Raw genomic sequence first — 21,683 nt, 5'->3', positions numbered from 1 at the left:
CACCTCGGGCTACTCGGGGGCGATACCGGTGTCGGAGGCCCGCACAGCCGCGTCCTCCATCCGTACAGCCCAGGGAAAGTGACGCCCCGTCGATGCAATGCGGGAGGGGCAATCAGGCAGGCTCACAGCCCCTGTGGCGTTTGCTGATTTACACAGACGCAGTTCTGAGATGCGCTCGTGACCTCGCGCGGACGGCCGCCCACGAAGAGACGACCGTCGCTCAGGAGTGCCCATTGGTTCGCCGAGCTCGGTCAGCTGTCGTAGTCGACGGACAGCGTCTCGGAGAGCGGGTACGTCTGGCACGTCAGCACGTATCCGGCGTCGACCTCAGCGGTTTCGAGGGCGTAGTTACGGCGCATGTCCGCCTCGCCTTGGGTGACTCGAGCACGGCAGGTGCCGCAGACCCCTCCCTTGCAGGCAAAGGGAAGGTCCGGACGGATGCGCGCAGCCGAGTCGAGGATCGTGCCGGCGCGGGGCAGCGCGGCCGTGGTGGAGCGGCCGTCGAGGGTGATGGTGACCTCGCTGACGGGTCCGTCGGCCGTTGGCTCTTCGCGGCGGATCGCTTGGGCCGGCTCGTCGGCGAAGAACAGTTCCTGGTGCACTCGTTCGTTGGACACATTGAGTTTCGCGAGTACCTGCTGGGCGTCCCGAACCATGCCGTGGGGACCGCACAGCCACCAGTGGTCTGCGCTCGGGACATCGATCAGTCCGTCGATGAGGGCATCGAGGCGCTCGCCGTCCAGGCGGCCGGAGAGAAGGTCGGCTTCACGGAGTTCCCGGGAGAGGACATGTGCGAGCTGGAATCGTGTGCGGTATGTGTCCTTCAGGTCGGCCAGCTCGTCGGCGAACATGACGGTGTCGGTGCGCCGGTTTCCGTAGAAGAGCGTCACCTTCGACTGGTCGTCGGACGCCAGTACCGACTCGGCGATGGACATCATGGGGGTGACCCCGGATCCCGCTGCGATGAGTACATGGTGACCGGGCCCTGTGAGGTCTGGTGTGAAAGCACCTGTGGGAGCCATGACTTCGACGGTGTCGCCGGGCTTTACCTCGTGGACCAACCAGGAGGAGAACAGCCCACCCGGTACCTCCCGGACTCCGATGCGAAGGGGTGCGCCGACCGGTGAGCAGATCGAGTACGAGCGCCGTTCGTCCCGTCCGTCGATCTCACGGCGCAGAGTGAGTGACTGACCTGGCGCGAAGAGGAACTCCTCCGCCAAGGCATCGGGGATCTCAAAGCTGACAGCGACCGCGTCTTCGCACAGGCGTTGTACACCGGCGACGCGCAGGGAGTGGAACATCGGGCGGCGCCTGCGTGCCCTTGTCGCGGGGGCACCGGAAGTCGGTGCCGTCAGCTCTGCCATCAGATCTCCTTGACGTACTCGAACGGCTCATGGCAAGTGAGGCAACGCCACAGTGCCTTACAGGAGGTGGACCCGAATCGCGATGTCTCCTGGGTGTCCACCGACCCGCAGCGCGGGCACGGCACGATGCGGCGCATCGGTGAGAGGCTCAGCGGTACCGGGCCGGCGGGGCGTTGCGGTGTCTTCAGGGGTGGGGCGATGTCGTACTCGGTGAGTTTGCTGCGCCCTGCGGGGGTGATCCAGTCGCTGGTCCACGGCGGGTTCAGTACCGTGCGGATTTCCACCCGTTCGAAGCCGGCCTCCCGCAGGCGGGCGGACACGTCGGCCCGCATCTCCGCCATGGCCGGGCAACCTGAGTACGTCGGGGTCAGGCTTGCGACCACCGTGCCGTCTTCCGTGATGGTCACGTCGCGCAGGACGCCCAGGTCGGCCAGGGTGAGCATGGGCAGTTCGGGGTCGGGCACCTGCTCGGCAACTCGCCGGGCGCGCCGGACGTCGGCCAGGGCGGTCACCATGTCGCGTCCGGATGAGCGCGGGCCACACTCTGCAGTTCGGCAAGGAGAGGCGCGAGGTGTTCGGTGTGGTCGGCGTGCCGACCCGCTCCGGGCAGGGGCGAAGCCTGCGGCATGCTGAGCCCTGCGGCGTCCAGAACCTGCTGAAGATCTGCCAGGACTTCGCTCCGCCCATCGTGGGCCGAGAACAGTTCCTGCAAGTAAGGGGCCACGTCTGCCAGGGCGTTGGTGATGCGGCGGTGGGATTCCTCTGTTCCGTCTCCCAGGCGCACCATCCACTCGGCTGCGTACTGTCGGTGGTAGGCCAGCTCCTTCAGGGCCTTGGCAGCGATCGCCGCCAGTACGGGATCCGGCGACGATTCGAGCCGGGCGAAGTGAGCGAGACGCCAGCTGGAGAACACGAACAGCCGCACGACGGAGAACGCGAAGTCTCCGTTGGGAAGTTCGACCAGTCGGACGTTGCGGAAGTCCTCGGCGTCCCTGAAGTAGGCGTAGGCGTCCTCGGTGCGTCCGCTGGCGTCGGCCTGGCCGCAGCGGGCGTACAGCAGTCGCGCCTGGCCCAGCAGGTCGAGTCCGATGTTGGCCAGCGCCACCTCCTCCTCCAACTCCGGTGCCAGGGTGACCCATTCGGCGAGTCGTTGCGCCAGGACCAGGGTGTCGTCGCCGAGTGCCGTGCAGGAGGCAGCCAGTTCGGCGGCATCGATACTGTCGGGCACCGAGGTGTCCACGCCGTGCAGGGGGTCTTCGAAGCCGGTACCGAACGCCCAGCGTGCATCGCTGTCGTCGTGGCCCTCGGCCAGAGTCATGTAGACGTGATCGTCGCTCATCCCCGGCTCCTAGATGTGCGGGACATCGTCAGGGATGTCGTAGAAGGTCGGATGGCGGTACACCTTGTCCGCGCTGGGCGCGAAGAAGGGGTCCTTCTCGTCGCGCGTGGAGGCGGCGATGTACTCCGAGCGCACGGCCCAGATACTGACGCCCTCATTGCGCCGGGTGTAGAGGTCGCGGGCGTGGGTGAGAGCCATCCGGTCGTCCGCGGCATGCAGCGAGCCCACATGCACATGGTTCAGTCCGCGCTTGCCCCGGACGAACACCTCGTACAACGGCCAGTCCCGCTTCTCGTTCTCCGACTCGCTCATGCTGCTGCCTCCTCGCGTGCTCGGGCGGCCTGCTTGCTCGCATGGGCGGTGGCTGCCTCCCGTACCCAGGCGCCTTCATCGTGTGCGACCCTGCGCCGTTCGACTCGCTCCGTGTTGCACGGGCCGTCACCGCTGATCACCCGCTTGAGTTCGGAGAAGTCAGGGGTGCCGAAGTCGTGGTGGCCACGTTCCTCGTTCCAGCGCAGTTCGGGGTCGGGCAGGGTGACACCGAGCTTCGCCGCCTGCGGCACGGTCATGTCGACGAAGCGCCGGCGCAGTTCGTCGTTGGTGTGCCGCTTGATCTTCCAGGCGATGGACTGAGCGGAGTTCGGCGAGTCATCGTCCGGCGGACCGAACATCATCAGTGAGGGCCACCACCATCGGTCCACGGCGTCCTGCACCATCTCGCGCTGGGCGTCGGTGCCGCGCATCATCGTCAGCAGCAGTTCGTAGCCCTGGCGCTGATGGAACGACTCCTCCTTGCAGACTCGCACCATGGCTCGCGCATAGGGGCCGTACGAGCTACGGCACAGGGGCACCTGGTTGCAGATCGCCGCGCCGTCCACGAACCAGCCGATGACGCCCACGTCAGCGAAGGTGGGCGTCGGGTAGTTGAAGATCGAGGAGTACTTCTGGCGGCCCTCGATCAGCCGCTGGGTCAGGTCGGCCCGGTCCACTCCCAGGGTCTCGGCAGCGGAGTAGAGGTACAGTCCGTGGCCCGCTTCGTCCTGGACCTTCGCGAACAGGATCGCCTTGCGGCGCAGCGACGGCGCCCTGGTGATCCATTCGCCTTCCGGCTGCATGCCGATGATTTCCGAGTGTGCGTGCTGGGCGATCTGGCGGACCAGCGTCTTGCGGTATCCCTCGGGCATCCAGTCGCGCGGTTCGATCCGCTGGTCCCGCGCGATCGTCGACTCGAATTGGGACCGCAGCTCCGGCTCGGTGTCGCTACCGGAGGACGCGACGGACTGTGCTGTAGCCATCTGTACCACCTTACCTACCGACCATTCGTTCGGTCCATCATACGATGAGCCCTCCCCGGACTGGCAAGCACCGGGCGGGTCAGTGCCCGGAAAAGGACGGCTGCTGTCCGGCCAGAAAGGCTCGCACCGCGCCACGGTGATCCTCTGTGGCCCCCAGCCGCTCCTGAGCTGCGGCCTCGCGGTCGAGTACGGCCTTCAGGTCCTGTCCCTCGGCGGCCCGCAACAGGGATTTGAGCTCGGCGTATGCGCCGGTCGGGCCGGCGGCCAGCCGTCGGGCCAGAACCAACCCTTCTGCGTGGGCGGAACCGTCCGCCACCACGCGATGGACCAGTCCCCACCGGTGGGCTTCCTCGGCTCCGAAACGTTCCGCCAGAAGCGCCAGGGCAGTGGCGCGTGAGGGCCCGACCGCCTGAGCCAGCGTGGCGCTCAGCCCGCTGTCGGCGGCAAGCCCTATCGCGGTGAACGCGGTGGTGAAGCGTGCGCTCTGCCCGGCGACCCGGACATCGCCGCAGAGGGCAAGGCCAAGACCTGCCCCGACGCAGGAGCCCTCGATCGCCACGACCAGCGGACACGGCAGCGTATGAAGGGCTTCCACCAGCGGGTTGTACTCGGCTCTCAGCAACGCGAAGGCGGTGGTGGGCTCGTCCTCAAGTGCCTGGGCGTGCTCCTTGAGGTCTTGGCCTACGCAGAAATGGTCACCTTGGGCTGTGAGGAGCACCGCCCCGACCTGCCGGCCTTCATGGTGTGCCTGTCGCACAGCGGCCAGCAGGCCACACCGAAGGTGGACGTCCAGTGCGTTGCGAACCTTGGGCCGTTGCAGCGTGATGACGGCGACCGCGCCGTCACGGGTGTACCCCACGCCGGGTTGCTCGGTCCCGGCGGAGCCTTCCTCTCCGGTCACCATGTGTAGAACCCCTGTCCCGCCTTCTGCCCGAGTTCGCCACGCGCCACCTTGTCGCGCAGCAGCTGCGGGGGCGCGAAGCGCTCGCCGAGTGTGGCGTGCAGGTATTCGGCGATGGCGAGTCGCACATCGAGCCCGACCAGGTCCGTCAGCCGCAGCGGTCCCATGGGGTGCTTGTAGCCGAGCCGCATCGCGTCGTCGATGGCTTCAGGGGCGGCGACACCTTCTTCGACCATACGGATGGCTTCCAGGCCCAGGGCCAGACCGAGGCGGCTGCTGGCGAACCCGGGGGAATCCTTGACGACGACGTCCTGCTTGCCCAGCGCTTTGGTCCATTCCAGAGCGGCCTGGACCGTGTGAGGAGAGGTGTCGGGGGCGATCACGATCTCGACCAGCGCGGAGGCGGGTACCGGGTTGAAGAAGTGCATGCCGAGGAAACGTTCGGGGCGGCGCAGGACAGCGGCAAGGTCGGTGACCGACAGCGCGCTCGTATTGGTGGCCAGGACAGTCGTCTCGCTCACCGCTTCTTCGGCCGCCTTGAGCAGTCGGGCCTTGAGCGCGGCATCCTCGGGAACGGCTTCCACGACCAGCTCGGCGTCCGGGGGCAGGGCCTCCACTGTGGATACGAGGGTCACGCGGCGCGTGACAAGCGTTGCCGGCTCGGCAAGGTGGCCTCGCTCTTCAGCCCGCCGGAGGCCGGCCCCGATCCGCTCCAGCGCTGTGGCGGCAGCGTCCGTCCCGCTCTCCACCACAGTCACCGCCGAGCCCGCGGCGGCGAAGGACTGGGCGATCCCCGAGCCCATGCGTCCGCCCCCGATGACTCCGACGGCCTTGGGCGCTGACGTCATGTCCGGCTCCTTCTGTCGAGAAAACGTGTCATGCGGTCCTTCTTGTCCTCGCTCTCGAACAGCACGGCCTGTGCCAGGTCGTCGGCCACGGGGTGGGCGCCGGGCGAGTCGACGACGAGCTTCGTGAGACGCAGGGCCGTGGCCGACGAACGCGCCATACGGTCGAGTAGCGCGTGGGCTTCCCGCAGCAGTTCCTCGGCCGGTACGACGTCGATGACCAGGCCCGCGGCGTGAGCCGCCCGGGCGTCGAGGTTGCGGCCGGCGAGCAGGACCTGCTTGGCGACCGACTCACCGACCAGTTCGGGCAGACGCCAGCAGGCACCGGCCGCCGCGAGAATGCCAAGGCCCGGCTCAGGGTTGCCGAAAACAGCATCGGGGCCGGCCAGGCGCAGGTCGCAGGCGTACGCCAGTTCGGCGCCGCCGCCCAGAGCCCAGCCGTCGACCGCGGCGAGCGTGGGCATGGGCAGCCTCCGGACTCGCTCGAACAACCGGCTGTTGATGCCCTGCAGAGCTTCGTCCCTGCCTCGCTTGACCAGTTCGGCGATGTCGGCCCCGCCGGCGAAGACACCGCCGTGTCCGGTCAGGAGCAGCAGCTTCGGGGTGCGTTCCAGTTGTGCGCACACCTCGTGCAGTTCGGTGATCATGCGGCCGCTGATGGCGTTGCGGGCCTCCGGGCGGTGCAGAGTGACGACGACCCGGTCGGTCCGCTCCTCCACCAGCAAGGTCTCGTACGACGCGGGGTGACTGCCGGCGTTCATATCCGCTCCACCAGGAGCGCGACGCCCTGGCCCACGCCCACGCACAGAGTGGCCAGGCCGCGGCGGCCGTTCTCCCGTTCCAGCCGACCGAGGAGTGTGAGAAGGATGCGGGCGCCGGAGCAGCCCAGTGGGTGGCCCAGGGCGATGGCCCCACCGTCGGCGTTGACCTTCTCATCGTCCAGCTTCAACCGTCGTATCACGGCGAGTGCCTGAGCGGCGAAGGCCTCGTTCAGCTCGATCGCGTCGAGTTCCCCGATCCCCCAGCCCGCGCGGCCGAGCGCCTTCTCGGTGGCCGGCACCGGCCCCAGTCCCATGAGGTTGGGCTGCACGCCGGCCGAGGCGGAGCCGATGATCCGTGCCCGCGGGGTGAGCCCATAGCGGTCGACGGCTGCCGCGCTGGCGAGCACCAGTGCGGAGGCGCCGTCCGACAGCGGCGAGGAGGAGCCTGCCGTGACGATGCCGTCCTTGCGGAAAATGGTGCGCAAGGAGCCCAGTTTCTCCAGGGTGGTGGTCGCCCGCGGGCCCTCGTCCCGGGTCACCGAAGTGTCCTTGACGGGGACCGGCACGATCTCCCGGTCGAAGCGGCCTGCCTCCTGCGCCGCAAGAGCTCGCTGGTGACTGCGCAGGGCGAAGGCGTCCGACTCGGCACGGGTGATGCCGTCCAGAGCCGCCACCTCTTCGGCGGTCTCCCCCATGGACAGGGTGATCTTCGGCGTCTGCGGTCCGGACTCGGTGGCGACGGCCCGGTCCGCGGCTGCGAATTGCGGGTTGGTGAATCGCCAGCCCAAAGAGGTGTCGTACACCTGGCCCGGCTTGGCCCATGGGGTGCCGGGCTTCTCCATCACCCAGGGTGCGCGGGTCATGGACTCCACTCCCCCGGCGACCACCAGATCGGCCTCTCCGGCGCGGATCGTGTGAGCGGCTGAGGCCACCGCAGTCAGGCCCGAAGCGCACAGGCGGTTGACGGTGTAGCCGGGCACGGTGTGGGGCAGGCCCGCGAGCAGTGCAGCCATGCGTGCGACGTCCCTGTTGTCCTCACCGGCCTGATTGGCGGCGCCCAGGACGACTTCGTCCACGGCTTCGCGCGGAATGGCGGAGCGGCGGACGGCCTCGCCCACGACCAGAGCCGCGAGGTCGTCAGGGCGCACGGAGGCGAGGGCGCCGCCGTAGCGCCCCTGCGGGGTCCGGGCTCCGTCGATCAGGTAGATCTCATCCGACATCAGGCGGACTCCTCAATTGGGGCAGGGCAGGGGCAGGACGGCGTGACTGCAGGGTCGCGAAGCGGCCGGCGACGAGGGCGACATCGGACGAGGTGGCGCTGGCCGCCGGGTTGGCGGTGGTGTACGCCGGCATCCAGCGCCCCCTCCGAGTCGAGCCGTGCCACCAGCGGCGTGCGCAGGATGGCCCCGGCATACCCGGGGTGCGCGACGGCGGCCGACGCGTGGACCGTGCGGCCCGGGCCGGCAGCCTGCTCAGGCCGCTCGCGCACTCCGTCGTTCACGATGGCTCCAAGGGAGTGCTGGCCGCGGCGGCCGCCTGGTCGAGCAGCGGGCTGTGACGTGCGAGGGAGTCAAGATCCTCTGGGTTCTGTTGGAGCATCCGGTCCCCCTCTTGACAGGCAGGAGTCTTGCTGGATTACTTGGCCTTGCCGCACGCTAACCGAATGTTCGGTCGGTCCACAAGGTGGTGGAAATGACGACCCAGGTAAACAGCACGACGCCTGATCCCGTCACCAGGATGTTCGCCGATGACGAGGCATCACGAGGGCTCGGCATCGAGCTGCTGCAGCACGGCGACGGGACTGCCGTGCTCCGGATGACCGTGACCTCCGCCATGGTCAACGGACACAGGATTGCCCATGGCGGCTTCCTGTTCCTCCTCGCCGACTCGGCCTTCGCCTGCGCCTGCAACAGCCACGGACCCGTCACCGTCGCCGCGGCTGCCGACATCGACTTCATCGCGCCCGCGCACGAAGGTGATGTTCTGGTGGCCACGGCACATGAACGCACTCGGTTCGGCCGCAGCGGCATCTACGACGTGAGTGTCCTGCGCGACGACGAAGTGATCGCGGAGTTCCGCGGCCGAAGTCGCACTCTGCGCAGCACGCAACATGAGGAGCCGCAATGAGCAGCGAAGTCATCGTGCCCGAGCACCTGGAAGCGCGCCGGGGAGAGCCGCCTCCCAAGGCATTGCTGGATGACAGCGAACGGCTGTCGCGCGAGGAGATCAGGTCTCTCCAACTCACCAGACTGCGCACGACGCTGCGGCACGCATACGACAACGTGGAGTTGTACCGGCACAAGTTCGACAAGGCCGGAGTCAAACCCGACGACTGCCGCAGCCTTGAGGACCTTGCCCGGTTCCCCTTCACCACCAAGGCCGACCTGCGCGACACCTACCCCTTCGGCATGTTCGCCGTCCCGATGTCGGACGTACGCCGCGTACACGCATCCAGCGGCACCACCGGCCGCCCCACAGTGGTCGGCTACACCGACAACGACCTGTCCATGTGGGCCGATGTCGTCGCCCGATCCATCCGGGCCGCCGGCGGCCGCCCGGGTCACAAAGTCCACATCTCCTACGGCTACGGCCTGTTCACCGGCGGCCTCGGCGCCCACTACGGCGCCGAGCGCGCCGGGTGCACCGTGATCCCCGCCTCCGGCGGCATGACCGCTCGCCAAGTGCAGATCATTCAGGACTTCAAGCCCGAGATCATCATGATCACGCCCTCGTACATGCTCACCCTCCTCGACGAGTTCGAGCGCCAGGGCATCGACCCTCGCTCCACCTCCCTGAAGGTCGGCATCTTCGGCGCCGAACCCTGGACGGAGCAGATGCGCCGCGAGATCGAAGAACGCCTGAACATCCACGCCGTCGACATCTACGGGCTGTCCGAGGTGATCGGTCCCGGCGTCGCCCAGGAATGCGTGGAGACCAAGGACGGACTGCATGTCTGGGAGGACCACTTCTACCCCGAGGTCGTCGATCCGCTCACCGATGAGGTACTGGCGGAGGGTGACAGCGGTGAACTGGTCTTCACCTCGCTCACCAAAGAAGCCCTGCCCATCATCCGCTACCGCACACGGGACCTGACTCGGCTGCTGCCCGGGACCGCCCGGCCAGGATTCCGCCGTATCGAGAAGATCACCGGCCGTTGCGACGACATGATCATCCTTCGTGGTGTCAATGTCTTCCCCAGCCAGGTGGAAGAGATCGTGCTGCGTACGCCTGGTGTTGCCCCTCACTTCCAGATCGAACTCAGCCTGCGCGGACGGATGGACCACATGACGGTCCGCGTGGAAGCACGGCCCGACAGCGGTCCCCCTCAGCGTGCGGCCGCCGCAAAGGCCATCGCTCAGGGAATCAAGGATGGCGTCGGAGTCTCCGTCGAGGTTGCCGTCGTAGACCCGGAAACCCTGGAGCGGTCGCTGGGCAAGCTTCGCCGCGTGAAGGACATGCGTCGGCCCTGAAGGGCCTGGGGATCCATACGTCCTTCATCCGCAGGGTCCGTCTTTACGTGTCCCCGAGGGCACCTCGGTAGCCGAGGTCGAGGCTGCCGCCACCTCCGACTGAGGGGCGCGCCACTCGCCCGCAGGCTCACAGTCGGTCCGCCGATTCGACCGACTCGCGCCCCTGCGGGTGGTGAACCACCCCCGCACACCGCCGTTTCACCAGCGGATACCAGGCAGCATCTCCTGTCACAGAGTTACCCAGGCGGAGGTGGGTTCTTTCCTCCCTGGATGGTCAGACACGGGAATCATCCGGAGAGGTAATCTCCAGATTTCGCTTACACCCATCCCTGCGGTTCACCGCGTGGCGGGTGTGGGTGTGAGCGACACATGAAGACATCCGAATACGCAAGACGCCAGGGCGAGTTGGCACCGGTGGCACCTCGCCTCGACCGACGACGGGACGATCCTTCCGCCGACGCGGCGTGCGTGGATCGGGTGGCGCCGTAGCGGAGCTGATCACGGTGACCGGTGGGGGAGCTGTGACATCGCGAGAAGGATGAGCAGACGCGGCCGCCGGCAGCCCCGCAGGCGATCTCTCGCCTGCCTCACGGCAAGGACTGAGTGTGATCAACAGGGCTACCATGTCGATATGACTGAGAGTTCCCGGGGAAGCAAGCCGACGGATGGTGGCCGTCCCCTGAGGCGAGATGCCGCTCTCAACCGGGAGAGAATCCTGCAGGCGGCACGCGAGGTCTTCGGTCAGCGCGGGTTGGGGGTCACACTCGACGACGTGGCCCACCATGCCGGAGTCGGCGTCGGTACGATGTATCGCCGCTTCCCCACCAAGGAAGCCCTCGTACGTACCCTGTTCGAGCAGGATCTCGCGATGCGGCAGGAGTCGGCCGAGAAGGCGCTTGCTCACCCTGACCCTTGGGAAGGCCTCGTCGACTTCCTTATGGAGATGACGGCCGACCTCGCCGGGAACCGCGGCCTCCATGAGGTGATCATGCTGGGCAGCCACAGCTCCGAGCCCATGGAGACAGCGCGCGGAGGCATGCTCCCCTTCCTCGGAGCCTTGATCCGCCGGGCCCAGGAGAGCGGGGATCTCCGGGCTGAGGTAACCCCTTCCGACATCCCCGTCATCCAGCACATGCTGAGCGCCGCCACTCAGTTCACGCAGGGGAAGCGGCCAGATATCTGGCGCCGCTACATCGAGGTCCTTCTGAACGGTCTCAGAGAGCGCCCCGACAACACTCCACTGACGACTCCCAGCCTCAGCAACGAAACAGTGGAGCAGGTAATGGGCCTCGTCAGGCCCGCTGAGGAACGAGAGTAGCGAGCCGGCGGCAGGACCTGTCAGCGCCTGCATACAGGGCCCCATTCCGGAAACTCGGGATCGCGCACCGGCAGGATCGGGTCACCCCAGCGTTGTCTCCACGATCGTCGGCGTTCCGGTCGGCATCTACAGAACACCTCCTCCCACGCTTTCCGTGAGCGGGAGCCTGCCCTCGCCATTCGGCTGAAGTTCCCGCCTCGGGATGCCCGTCAGGGCCAGAGCGACCCCCTCGGTGGGCTACCCATGTACTGCACATCGACCAAGGCGGTGCTACCGTTGATAAGTGGAGAGATTATCTCCGCTTGAGAAAGAGGTTCACCATGTCTGCGCGCAGCACGCTCAGCGTGATCGCAGGGATCACGCTTCTCGGTCTCGGCGTGACGGCTTGCTCGTCAGGGGGGTCCGCAACAGCCGCCGGATCCGTGTCGCCATCCCCCGCGACGAAGACCGTCGCCTGCCCGGCGCCCTCCAGCGGAGCCACGAGCGCCGCTCCCTCCGGGGCATCAAGCGGGGCTCCCACACCGGCAATTCCGGTGGCCAAGACAGTGAAGCCGACCAGCACCCGCTCAAGCACGGTCATCACTCCGGACGGCCCGCAGATGCAGTGCACCAACACCGAGGTGACGAACCACAAGGACATCACGTACTCGTCACCCAAGGCCAACGGTAAGAAGGTCGACCTGAAGCTGGACCTTCAGGTGCCGCAGACGGCAGGTAAGAAGCCCCTGGTGGTCTACATCACCGGAGGTGGGTTCGTGATGGCGGACAAGTCGGCCAACCTCGGCGAACGCACCTATGTCGCGGATCAGGGTTACGCGGTCGCGAGTATCGAGTACCGCACAGAGACGACCGGCTCGACGTACAAGGACGGCGTCGCCGACGTGAAGTCCGCCATCCGCTATCTGCGTGCCCACGCGGACGAGTACGGCATCGATACGAACAAGGTGGCCGTCTGGGGCCAATCGGCCGGCGGGTACCTCGCGGCCATGGCTGGTGCCACCAACGGGACCAAGGAGTTCGTCACGGGGGGCAACCTCGACCAGAGCAGTGATGTCCAGGCCGTTGTCGACGAGTTCGGCGCCGGCGACCTGGCAAAGATCGCCGACGACTTCGATGCGGCGACCAAGGCCACGTATATGGCGCCTGGCAGCTTCATCAATGCGTACGTATTCGGTCCCGGCTCCACCAAGACCGTCGCAACGGACCCCGCCGCCAACAAGGCAGCCGACCCTGCCACTTACCTGGGTTCCTCCTCGGCCCCCTTCGTCCTGCTCCAGGGGTCCGACGATCACATCATCTCTCCCAGTCAGTCATTGATCCTGCTCGACGCCCTCAAGGCCAAGGGAGTGGAGGCCACTCGCTATGTCGTCAAGGGTGCCAACCACGGAGACATGTCGTTCCTCGGTGACGTCAAGGCCGGGGTGCCGTGGTCCACGCAGAAGGTGATGGGCACCATTTCCGGGTTCCTGGACAAGAAGCTCGGGAGCTGATGTCCGGTTGGGTTGGGTTCGGGAGGGGCGGCGGGCGGCGGATTCGCGGCCCCGAGCCTGCGGCCACGCGTGCAGGCTGGCTGCCCCTCTCTGGATCCCCTCCCCCACCCGAAACCGCTTCCTTCACGGCCGTTACCTGTCGTACTCCCGCCACAAGGTGAGACGGCAGACGGGAGCTGACCACGCCTGCAACTCCCCGGCCTTCGGTCGGAGTTGGCGGGTGTGATGCAGGTGGCACGCCGCCAACCTCGAACTTTCCGACGTCATTCCCGTCATGCCGCTGACCCAGCTCGGCCACGATGGGAGGCCCTCCGTCGTCCCCTGCACTGCCGGCTCCCGTGACAGTGGCAGGCGCCGCGCTCATAAACCCTCCGGGGAGCCGTCGCAGGACCGGATCACGTCGGTGGCGTCCTGGCAGGACTCGCCGTACTTCACCGGTGCCGAGCGTGCCGCGTCGGCACTTGTGGACGCCGTGCTCCAGCCGCCCGCGGACGGCTGGAGGGTCTCCGACGGGCTGTACGCACAGGCAGCCGAGCACTACGAGGGGCAGCCGAGCACTACGAGGCCAAATCGCTCGCCACCCTGATGCTCGCGATCGGTCAGGCCAACTTCTTCATCCCCATAGCGCTCATCGCCAAGCCGGTGCCCGGCAGGTAGTTCACCGGCCCGTGGAAGTGGGACCACCCGGGTAAGGCTCGACGTTCGGGTCCCCAAAGTCCCTACGGCCTGTGACTTGGGTTCGGTGTGGAGTGTGGCGTGGTGCTCCATGTTGCGGTTGGTTCGCAGACGGTCGGCCGCCGGCCACCAACTCCGGCCCGGCCCGGCCCGGCCCGGGCGTTGGTGGTCGAGTCGGTCCGCCTGCCCGGCCGTCCGCAGGGTACGGGGCGAGTGCCTGACGGCGTGGGCCCAGGTGATGGACGCGCCGGTGGCCGAGCGCCACCCCGGCCGGACGGTACCGCCGGTGGCCGGTACCGCCGCGATCGGGGCGGTTGTGGATCTGATGGCTGCCGCCATCGAGGAGGGGCGCAGGCCTCTCCTCGATGAGCGGCAGCCCGGCCGGCACCCGCTTACCGACTGATGCCGGTCCGGCGGTCCGGCCTTACTTCAGGTGCCGGTCGAAGAACCGGTTCCCGTCCTCCACCTCGAACCACGGGGTGCCGGTGTGCCCGCCCAGATTGGCGTGCAGCGTCTTCTCCTTGGTGCCGAAGGTGTCGAACAGCTCCAGGGCCCGCTGACGGGGGTTCCCCTCGTCGTCCCACTGCAGCAGGAGCAGCAGCGGAATGGTGACCTGCCGGGCCTCCTCGCGCTGAGCGCGGGGCACGAAACCCCCGGCGAAGAAGCCGGCGGCCGCGATGCGCGGCTCGGTCACCGCAAGCCGGATGCCGAGGGCGGTCCACCCCGAGTACCCGACCGGACCGCCGATCTCGGGCAGCGCAAGGAGAGCGTCCAGGGTGGTCCGCCATTCCGGGACCGCCTTTTCGACGAGCGGGCCGATGAAGGACTCGAAGATCTCGTCGACCGGCTCGCCGGCCTGCATCGCCCGGCGCAGGTCGGCGCGGGCCTGCTCGTCGGCGGCGGACCGGGGTCGGTCGCCGCACCCGGCGGCGTCGATGCTGGCCACCGCGTAGCCGTACGCCGCGCAGTGCCGGGCCCGGGCCACCAGCCGGGATGCCCCCTTGGGCAGGCCGTTGTTGTGGGCCATCAGGATCAGCGGGGCCGGTGCCGCGGATTCAGGCGTCCACAGGGTGCCGGGGATCTCACCGAGGGTGAACTCGCGTTCGAGGACACCGTCGTCGAGGCGTTGTTCGGAAGTGAATTGCATGGTCGTACCTTTCGGGAGTGCTCGTAAACGGCGCTCCCGGACGACCTACCGCCCGACCATGACCCCAGAGGGGAGCACCCATGTCGATACTGCGTTCACGGGTACCACCTCCTCGTCCTCTCGCACGGCCTCCAGAAAAGTAGCAGTGGTCACCGTGGCCCGCCAACGGGTTTTCGCGGAGGCTCCGTTGGCGGATGCCACGGAGCCACTCGCCCAAAGGCCAAGGCCGTGCAGTCAATGCCTCAGGCCTGTGCCGTGATCGCGGCGTGGCGAATTCAGAACGCTGCGCAGGGCAGGCGGGCAAACCTCCACGTGCTGCGTAACGGAGTGGCCTGGCGTGACGTCCCACGTCAGGTGGTGGGTTGCTCAGGCATGCTCAGCGCTACGGCGCACATGCCTGCCCAAGCCCGTCCGAGCGTCCTGGCGCGGTCCGTCTACAGGCAGCCACGAGGCCCGGGTCACTGAACCCGGTCAGGCATTCCAGCCGCCGTCGACGCCGATGTCGCTTCGAATCCCAGCCCGCAGGCCGTCCATCAGGAGTCCGATCAGCCGGTCGGCCTGGGACCGCCAGTCACCGGATACGTCCAGACGGAGAAGCCCGCTCATGGCCAGTACCACGTCAGCCGTCCCGAGATCGGAACGGATCGCTCGGGCGGCCACACCCGCGGCGACGAGGGAGTCGATCGCGCCGAAGACCTTCGCGTAGGACTCGGACGCCCACCCTCCGTCGGAGGGATTCATGCTCTGCAGCGCTTCGGACATCTGCTGCTTGGTGACCAACAGGTCCGCCAGGCGTCTCATCCACTCCCTGAGCGCCTGATCCGGCGGCAGCGTCTTGAGGAGACTGTCCGCGGCCGAGCACAGCTGATCCACCTCGTACTCGTAGGTGGCCAGGACGAGAGACTCCCGGTCCGGAAAATGCCGGTAAAGGGTGGCGATGCCTACCCCGGCGGCTTTGGCGATGCCACCCAGTGAGGCGTTCTTGCCCACGCGGTTGAACTCATCCTGCGCTGCGGCCAGCAGCTTCTCGCGGTTTCGACGAGCGTGGGCGCGTACCGGCTGCGGGGGCCCCTGACGTTCATGCATGCGCGCTCTCCCCGGGCCTCTCATGCCGCCTGGGCAGGCAGACATTACCGACCCTGCTTGCTTACCGGAGGACCCTCCGATAACGTCATTGATACCGGAGGGTCCTCCGGTATCTCTGTCACCCTACAACCGTCCTGCGGCCCCGTACGCGCTGACGACGCTGCGAGTGTGCGCCGTGGACGACGAACGGAGACATTTCATGAACACCATTTCACTCGGCGACCTCGCCACCTCCTCCCAGGGACTTGGCTGCATGGGGATGAGCGAGGGATACGGTCCCACGAGCTGGGACGACGCGATCGACACCGTCCACCGCGCCCTCGACCTGGGCGTCACCCTCATCGACACCGCCGACGCCTACGCCTTCGGCCACAACGAGGTGCTCGTGGGCCGCGCCATCTCCGGTCGCCGCGACGAGGTCCAGCTGGCGACCAAGACCGGTATCGACCGCGTGGGCAGCGACGCCTGGGTGCTGCGCGGGGAGACCGGTTACATCAAGCGCGCGTGTGACGCCTCCCTGATGCGTCTGGGGGTCGACCACATCGACCTCTACTACCTGCACCGGCCCCCGCAGACCGCCGAGATCGAGGAGTCCGTCGGCGCCATGGCGGAGCTGGTGAAGGAGGGAAAGATCCGGCACATCGGCCTCTCCGAGGTTGATACCGAGCTCCTGCGGCGCGCTCACGCCGTTCATCCGATCACGGCGGTCCAGAGCGAGTACTCGATCTGGTCCCGTGATCTCGAGACGACGGTTGCGGACGGCCTGCGCGAGCTGGGAGTGGCCCTGGTGGCGTACGCGCCGCTCGGCCGGGGCTTCCTGACCGGCACGCTGGATGCGGCATCCCTGCCTGCGGGTGACGCCCGCAAGCGGCTTCCTCGCTTCCGGACCACCGCCAACGAGGCGGTGGCGGACAGCGTCCGCTCACTGGCGGAGCACAAGGGCGTCACCGCGGCGCAGCTCGCCCTTGCCTGGGTGCACGCGGGCAGCGAGCGCCTCGGTGTTCCCGTGGTGCCCATTCCCGGGACGAAGCGCGTGAAGTGGCTGGAGCAGAATGTGGCCGCCGAGAGCATCGAGTTGACCGCCGACGAAGTGCGCGCGCTCGATGCGCTGGCGGCCCAGGTGGTGGGCGGCCGTTACTGACCGACGTGAGTGCCATGGCCTGGGAAGTCACGGCACTCCGGCCGGTGGGAGAGGGCTCACGGTCCGATCGCGTTGACGAGAGGCCGCACAGGATTGGCCCGCTACTCCCGCTCCGCCGAACCCAAGACACGGACCTCTGCCGAACCGAAGCACGCGCACACCCGCCTCCTGTGCCCGCAGGGCGTGCCGAAGTTGCCTGGCGAGAGAACGACCTCGGCCGCAAGGGACACCAACAGCGCATCATCGGCGTACCGCGCGCCCAGCAGCACGCCAATCGGCAGGCCCTCGCTGTCCCGGGTGAGGGGATGGTGATCGAGGGCATGCCGGTGAGGTTGTAGACCCCGGTGTACGGCATGAACGCGGTCATTGCGGCGAACCCGGCCGCCGGATCCGCATCGTCGCGCACCTCCCCGATCCGCACCGGCGGTTGGGTCAACGTCGGGGACACGATGATGTCGTAGCCGGCGAAGAGCAGGTCGGTGAGCATCTGCCCCGAGGTCGCGGAAGGTCGACAGGCAGGTGCAGCGCGCCCGTTACCCGTCGTCGGTGGCGATCTTTCCGCGACTGGACCGGGCCGGCGCGGTGGTGATGGGTTTCCTCGGCTGTGGTGCCACGCGTACGAAAACGCCTGCCGGCGGGGACTCAGCAGGGCAACCTCCTTGCCCTGCTGAGTCCCCGCCGACTGGTTCGTTGGTTCATGGCTGGGTCAGCTCGGGGAGTTCCAGTTCGGGCAGATCGAGGTTCCCCGGGTCGCTCTGGACGACGTAGGTGCAGTCCGTGTAGGAGTAGCCGGACTCGATCTTGCTGGTGGCGGTGTGGTTGGCATTGTCGACCGTGTCGTCGGCACGCTTGTAGAGGAAGTAGTAGTCGCCCGCGGGCAGCACCAGTCTGGACTTCGGGTAGTTCTTGCTGGTGTCCTCGCAGGCAAGGGTTCTTCCGCTCGACTCGCTGGAGTACGTCTCGCAGCTTCCGCAGGCCTTGAGCGAGACCTTTCCGGTGACCGGACCGGTGAAGAGGATCTCCACATCGTCCGGAGCGTCATTGCTGATGACGAGTTCGAGTCCGGAGCCGTTCGGTTTGGCCGCCGACGGCACGCGCTTGCCCGCCGCGGCCTCCTCCTCGGCGATCTCCGCGCCTATGGCGATGTTCTGAGCCTGCACGCGACGCTTGCTGTCCTTGTACGTGTCGGCGAAATCGGTCATCGTCTGGCGGGCCGCGGCGAAGTCGTCGTCCTTGAACTGGTCCACACCGCAGGCGTAGGTCCCCGACTCGACCACGTCAGCGGCTTCTCCGGTCAGTGCGGTCGCACTCTTGGCGGGCAGCCCCGACGCCGTGTCGCTGATCCGCCGCACCTCCTCCGTGACGGTGCAGGGAGCCCGGTCGCCACCGGACAGCTCCCCGTTCAGCTGCTTGATCCGGCCCCGGACAGCGGGCTCCACCTTGTCGGCCTGCGCGGAGTCCGGGAACGTACGCATCAGAACGCCGAACTCGCCCCCGCCCGTGCCCGCCCCCACGGCCCCGAGCCTGCTCGCGCCGCATTCGTACAGTGAGGTGGCCAAGCGGTCGTCGGGCCACTCGGTGAGATCGCCGAGCAGGTCCTTGTCCACCACGTCGGGGACGGTCCGCAGATACGTCAGCGGTTCGACGGCGTCGCAGTACTCGTCCTTCGCGTACGGGCCGCCGACGGTGGTGTAGTACTTCCCCAGCCTGTCCGGTACGAGCTTCGCGGCCCTCGACCCCTCGTGCTCCTCGGCGAGTTCGCCGTATTGGGCCAGGGCTCTGCGGTACTGCTCCTTGGAGGCGGCGAAGGAGTCGGTGGAACCTTTTGCGACCAGCGCGTCGGCGTCGGCGAGCCGGTCGAGCAGCATCTGCTCCACGGCCTCGTCCCGCGCGGTGTCATAGGCGACCGCACCGCCCGCCGGCACCGCCAGCAGTACCAGACCCAGGGCTAGGACCACGGGTGGCCGCAGCAGACCGGACCGCCCTGGCGCTCTCGTTGCCGGCGGCGCAGGCTCGGCGGGGGCACGCAGTCCGCGGCGGGCCCCGTCGCCTGCGGTGAGCAGCAGGAAGATGACGTACGCGACCACCAGGCCACCGGGTACGCCGTCCGGATCCGCAGGCAGCGCGATCAGCAGCAGCACGGCCGTCACGGCCCAGCAGAGAGCCGCGGCCAACCAGCGGCGCAGCAGCGCATAACCGAGGCCCAGGCCGCTCAGGTTCAGCAGGGCCACGGCCAGCGCGCGGAGGGGGTCGGGCGCAGACGACGCGCCGACCACAGGCGGATGGTCCGGCGGTGGCGGGAACAGTGCGAAGCCCGGCGCCGCGGGCGGGCCCGAAGGCGGAGGCACGGAGTCCTCGGGCGCGGCCGAGGGCGGTGCCGAGGGCGGATCCGTTGCCGGGTCCAGGGCCGAGGGCGGTGCCGAGGGCGGTGCCGAGGGCGGGTCCAGGGCCGAGGGCGGTGCCGAGGGCGGATCCGTTGCCGAGTCCAGGGCCGAGGGCGGTGCCGAGGGCGGTGCCGAGGGCGGATCCGTTGCCGGGTCCAGGGCCGCGTCCGGAGCTGCGGCCCCTGTCGCTGCCGAAGGTTCGCCCCCGCCTTGCCCGCGGTCCGGGGCAGCCGCCGTCGGGGATCCCTCGGGTCCCCAAGCCACACCCCGGTCCGAGGACCCCGGGCCAGCTCTGTCGTACTCGTCTCCTGATCCCACAGCATCCCCCAACTGCCTTGAACCCAGCCCTACTTCAGCGCGATACGCATGTATGCGGAGACTTTCGAACATACCCAGCACGCGTCGCGCTCAAGCGCCCGCCCGTGCATGCCCAAGGAGGCAGGCGCAGGTGGTCACGGTCGGGCGGCGGGGTTCCAGCTGTCGCCGCCGACCGGCGTCAGGACACCGTAGAAGCGGAGCCGGTCCGGCGGCGGGCGTCAGGCCCGCCGCCTGCCTCACTGGCCCCGGGGCAGCTGAGAGGGCTCAGCCCTGGGCCAGCTCCGCCACCGGCTGCCACTTCTCCCACGTCGCCAGGCGCTGCTCGTAGTCGGCCCTGGCGATACCCAGCGGAGCCGTACCGAAGAAGCACCGCAGCGGCGGCTCGGCGGCGTCCACGATCTCCAGGACGGCCGCGGCGGACGCGCGCGGGTCGCCCGGGGTGCCAATGCGCTGACGGCGCTCCTCCTGCACCTGCGTGTGGAACTCGGCGTACGCCGGCAACGGCTCGGACCTGCTCGACGACGAGCCGGCCCAGTCGGTGGAGAAGCCTCCGGGCTCGATCAGCGTGACCTTGATGCCGAACGGCGCCACCTCCTGGGCCAGCGCCTGACTGATCCCTTCAAGGGCCCACTTCGACGCGTGGTAGATGCCGACCAGCGGGAACGCACTGATCCCACCGATGGAAGAGACCTGCAGAATGTGACCGCTGCCCTGCTCACGCAGGAACGGCAGTGCCGCCTGGGTGACCCACAGCGCGCCGAACAGGTTGGTCTCCAGCTGCGCGCGGGCCTCCGCCTCGGTGAGTTCCTCGACCAGGCCGAAGTGGCCGTAGCCGGCGTTGTTGACCACCACGTCCAGGCGCCCGAACCGCTCGTGCGCCTGCCGCACGGCGGCAAAGCCTGCGTCGCGGTCCGTGACATCGAGTTGCAGGGGCAGGAGCCGCTCTCCATAGGTCGCGCCAAGATCGTCCAGGGTGGACAGGTCGCGTGCTGTCGCGGCCACGGAGTCACCGCGTTCCAGCGCCGCGATCGCCCACTCCCGCCCGAAGCCGCGCGAGGCTCCGGTGATGAACCAGACCTTCTGTGTCATGGCGTACTCCTCATGAAAGTCATCGCCCGCTCCGTCACGACGTCGCGGCCCTACCTCACCAGCGAACACCCTGGAGTGCGCTCGAAGTCAACTCCAGCACCCCCAAGGCCGCCCGCCTGGGTGTCGCGTCCGGGATCGGTGGCTCAGGCCCGCAGCGGGGTGCCGTTGACGGCGATACGGCGGCCCTGGCGGGTGCGCGGGAAGTAGTCCCACACGGCGTGGTGCTGCACGCTTCGGTTGTCCCAGCAGACCAGGGTGCGCGGCTGCCAGTGGACACGGCAGTGCAGCAGCGGGGTCCGGGCGATGTGCGCGTACAGCATGTCGAGCAGGGCGCTGCTCTCGGTGCGGGACAGCTGGGTGATGTGCGAGGTGTAGGGGGCGTTGACGAAGAGCAGCTTGCGGTCCGTCTCCGGGTGCCGCACGACTACGGGGTGTTCGGTGCGCGGGATGTCGTACTCGGGCGGCGGGGTCATTCCGGCGGCGCTCCAGGGCAGGGCGCCGTCGTGGACTGCGGTCAGTCCGTCGAGGAACTGCCTCATAGACGGCGAGAGCAGCTCGTAGGCGAGGTGCATGTTGGCGAACAGGGTGTCACCGCCGCCGCCTTCGGGAGCCGTGGTGAGGTAGAGCATCGACCCGAGGGACGGTTCGGCGTCCGCGGTGCCGTCTGCGTGCCAGCCGTTGCCGACGACGGCCCGGGATTCCTTGTTCGCCTTGATGTCCAGGATGTAGGGGTCGGACCCCTCGACCGGGAGCGCGACGGGGTGCAGCTCGCCGAAGACGCCCGCGAACCTCTTGTGTTGCTCAGGGCTGATGTCCTGATCGCGGAAGACCAGGACGTGGTGAGTCTGGAACGCGTGCTTGAGTTCCTTCTCCTGTTGGGGTGTCAGTTCCCGTGACAGGTCGAGCCCCGAGACCTCCGCGCCCAGCAGCGGGGTGACAGGGGCGAGCGAGAAGGTGTCGTACGGCTCGGCGGGCCGGGTGGTCAGCCGCTCGACTGCCTGCAGTGCGTAGTCCTCCATGAGAGACCTCCATGGTTCGGTGGGGCGGGTGGGGAAAGTGG

General features: G+C 68.1%; 22 protein-coding genes. 8 read left to right on the top strand and 14 right to left on the bottom strand.

Annotation, left to right across the window (positions count from 1 at the left end):
• Positions 1-251: 251 nt before the first annotated feature.
• The 9 genes from paaE to ACIPC1_RS12015 form a co-directional block, all read right to left on the bottom strand.
• Positions 252-1,364 carry a 1,2-phenylacetyl-CoA epoxidase subunit PaaE gene (gene paaE, locus ACIPC1_RS12055; protein ID WP_402515856.1) on the bottom strand — a complete coding sequence of 371 codons (1,113 nt, stop codon included), beginning with the start codon at positions 1,362-1,364 and terminating at the stop codon, positions 252-254.
• Entirely contained in the window at positions 1,364-1,879 is a 516-nt protein-coding gene (paaD, locus tag ACIPC1_RS12050; RefSeq protein WP_402515853.1) for a 1,2-phenylacetyl-CoA epoxidase subunit PaaD, read from the bottom strand. Before paaD ends, paaE begins: the two co-directional genes overlap by 1 nt.
• Positions 1,873-2,703 (bottom strand): 1,2-phenylacetyl-CoA epoxidase subunit PaaC, encoded by an 831-nt coding sequence (paaC, locus tag ACIPC1_RS12045; protein WP_402515850.1) that lies wholly within the window; start codon positions 2,701-2,703, stop codon positions 1,873-1,875. Before paaC ends, paaD begins: the two co-directional genes overlap by 7 nt.
• Before the next feature lie 9 nt (positions 2,704-2,712).
• Complete coding sequence (paaB, locus tag ACIPC1_RS12040; protein WP_402515847.1) at positions 2,713-3,015, bottom strand: 1,2-phenylacetyl-CoA epoxidase subunit PaaB; 303 nt, start codon at positions 3,013-3,015, stop codon at positions 2,713-2,715.
• Positions 3,012-3,998 (bottom strand): 1,2-phenylacetyl-CoA epoxidase subunit PaaA, encoded by a 987-nt coding sequence (gene paaA / locus ACIPC1_RS12035; RefSeq protein WP_402515844.1) that lies wholly within the window; start codon positions 3,996-3,998, stop codon positions 3,012-3,014. Before paaA ends, paaB begins: the two co-directional genes overlap by 4 nt.
• Positions 3,999-4,077: 79 nt before the next feature.
• Entirely contained in the window at positions 4,078-4,902 is an 825-nt protein-coding gene (locus ACIPC1_RS12030) for an enoyl-CoA hydratase/isomerase family protein (RefSeq protein WP_402515841.1), read from the bottom strand.
• Complete coding sequence (locus ACIPC1_RS12025; protein WP_402515838.1) at positions 4,896-5,747, bottom strand: 3-hydroxyacyl-CoA dehydrogenase family protein; 852 nt, start codon at positions 5,745-5,747, stop codon at positions 4,896-4,898. Before ACIPC1_RS12025 ends, ACIPC1_RS12030 begins: the two co-directional genes overlap by 7 nt.
• Positions 5,744-6,505, bottom strand: a complete 762-nt coding sequence (locus ACIPC1_RS12020) for an enoyl-CoA hydratase/isomerase family protein (protein ID WP_402515835.1) — start codon at positions 6,503-6,505, stop codon at positions 5,744-5,746. Before ACIPC1_RS12020 ends, ACIPC1_RS12025 begins: the two co-directional genes overlap by 4 nt.
• Positions 6,502-7,725 (bottom strand): thiolase family protein, encoded by a 1,224-nt coding sequence (locus ACIPC1_RS12015; RefSeq protein ID WP_402515833.1) that lies wholly within the window; start codon positions 7,723-7,725, stop codon positions 6,502-6,504. Before ACIPC1_RS12015 ends, ACIPC1_RS12020 begins: the two co-directional genes overlap by 4 nt.
• Positions 7,726-8,197: 472 nt before the next feature.
• Between ACIPC1_RS12015 and paaI the strand changes: the two genes are divergently transcribed.
• The 6 genes from paaI to ACIPC1_RS11985 all read left to right on the top strand — a co-directional run bounded on the left by paaI (position 8,198) and on the right by ACIPC1_RS11985 (position 13,861).
• Positions 8,198-8,632 (top strand): hydroxyphenylacetyl-CoA thioesterase PaaI, encoded by a 435-nt coding sequence (gene paaI / locus ACIPC1_RS12010; RefSeq protein WP_402516297.1) that lies wholly within the window; start codon positions 8,198-8,200, stop codon positions 8,630-8,632.
• The gene (paaK, locus tag ACIPC1_RS12005; protein ID WP_402515830.1) at positions 8,629-9,975 is read left to right on the top strand and encodes a phenylacetate--CoA ligase PaaK; all 1,347 of its coding nucleotides are present in this window, start codon (positions 8,629-8,631) and stop codon (positions 9,973-9,975) included. The genes paaI and paaK overlap by 4 nt, the downstream gene beginning before the upstream one ends.
• Positions 9,976-10,606: 631 nt before the next feature.
• Positions 10,607-11,293, top strand: coding sequence for a TetR/AcrR family transcriptional regulator (locus ACIPC1_RS12000; protein ID WP_402515827.1), 687 nt, complete (start codon positions 10,607-10,609; stop codon positions 11,291-11,293).
• 533 nt (positions 11,294-11,826) lie between these two features.
• The gene (locus tag ACIPC1_RS11995; RefSeq protein ID WP_402515825.1) at positions 11,827-12,783 is read left to right on the top strand and encodes a prolyl oligopeptidase family serine peptidase; all 957 of its coding nucleotides are present in this window, start codon (positions 11,827-11,829) and stop codon (positions 12,781-12,783) included.
• A gap of 274 nt (positions 12,784-13,057) precedes the next feature.
• Positions 13,058-13,369, top strand: coding sequence for a hypothetical protein (locus ACIPC1_RS11990; RefSeq protein WP_402515823.1), 312 nt, complete (start codon positions 13,058-13,060; stop codon positions 13,367-13,369).
• A 327-nt stretch (positions 13,370-13,696) separates the two neighbouring features.
• The gene (locus tag ACIPC1_RS11985; RefSeq protein WP_402515820.1) at positions 13,697-13,861 is read left to right on the top strand and encodes a hypothetical protein; all 165 of its coding nucleotides are present in this window, start codon (positions 13,697-13,699) and stop codon (positions 13,859-13,861) included.
• Positions 13,862-13,882: 21 nt separating this feature from the next.
• On the opposite strand, the gene ACIPC1_RS11980 is transcribed toward ACIPC1_RS11985, so the two are convergent.
• The gene (locus ACIPC1_RS11980; RefSeq protein WP_402515817.1) at positions 13,883-14,605 is read right to left on the bottom strand and encodes an alpha/beta hydrolase; all 723 of its coding nucleotides are present in this window, start codon (positions 14,603-14,605) and stop codon (positions 13,883-13,885) included.
• A gap of 471 nt (positions 14,606-15,076) precedes the next feature.
• A complete protein-coding gene (locus ACIPC1_RS11975) occupies positions 15,077-15,691 on the bottom strand; it encodes a TetR/AcrR family transcriptional regulator (RefSeq protein WP_402515814.1) in 615 nt (204 codons plus the stop codon).
• Positions 15,692-15,890: 199 nt separating this feature from the next.
• On the opposite strand from ACIPC1_RS11975, the gene ACIPC1_RS11970 reads away from it, so the two are divergent.
• Positions 15,891-16,832 carry an aldo/keto reductase gene (locus tag ACIPC1_RS11970; protein WP_402515811.1) on the top strand — a complete coding sequence of 314 codons (942 nt, stop codon included), beginning with the start codon at positions 15,891-15,893 and terminating at the stop codon, positions 16,830-16,832.
• A 170-nt stretch (positions 16,833-17,002) separates the two neighbouring features.
• Entirely contained in the window at positions 17,003-17,170 is a 168-nt protein-coding gene (locus ACIPC1_RS11965) for a hypothetical protein (RefSeq protein WP_402515809.1), read from the top strand.
• A 357-nt stretch (positions 17,171-17,527) separates the two neighbouring features.
• Here ACIPC1_RS11965 and ACIPC1_RS11960 read toward each other — a convergent pair whose 3' ends face one another.
• From ACIPC1_RS11960 to ACIPC1_RS11950, 3 genes are all read right to left on the bottom strand, one after another.
• Positions 17,528-19,108, bottom strand: a complete 1,581-nt coding sequence (locus ACIPC1_RS11960; RefSeq protein WP_402515808.1) for a hypothetical protein — start codon at positions 19,106-19,108, stop codon at positions 17,528-17,530.
• Between the two features lie 690 nt (positions 19,109-19,798).
• Complete coding sequence (locus tag ACIPC1_RS11955) at positions 19,799-20,623, bottom strand: SDR family oxidoreductase (RefSeq protein WP_402515805.1); 825 nt, start codon at positions 20,621-20,623, stop codon at positions 19,799-19,801.
• 143 nt (positions 20,624-20,766) lie between these two features.
• On the bottom strand, positions 20,767-21,642 hold the full coding sequence (locus ACIPC1_RS11950; protein ID WP_402515803.1) for a TauD/TfdA dioxygenase family protein: 876 nt from the start codon (positions 21,640-21,642) through the stop codon (positions 20,767-20,769).
• Between the last annotated feature and the right edge of the window lie 41 nt (positions 21,643-21,683).

Source organism: Streptomyces sp. NPDC087263, from assembly GCF_044744645.1.
Lineage (GTDB): Bacteria > Actinomycetota > Actinomycetes > Streptomycetales > Streptomycetaceae > Streptomyces.
The sequence above is the reverse complement of the archived record's forward strand: the minus strand, read 5'-3'. Positions and strand labels throughout refer to the sequence as shown.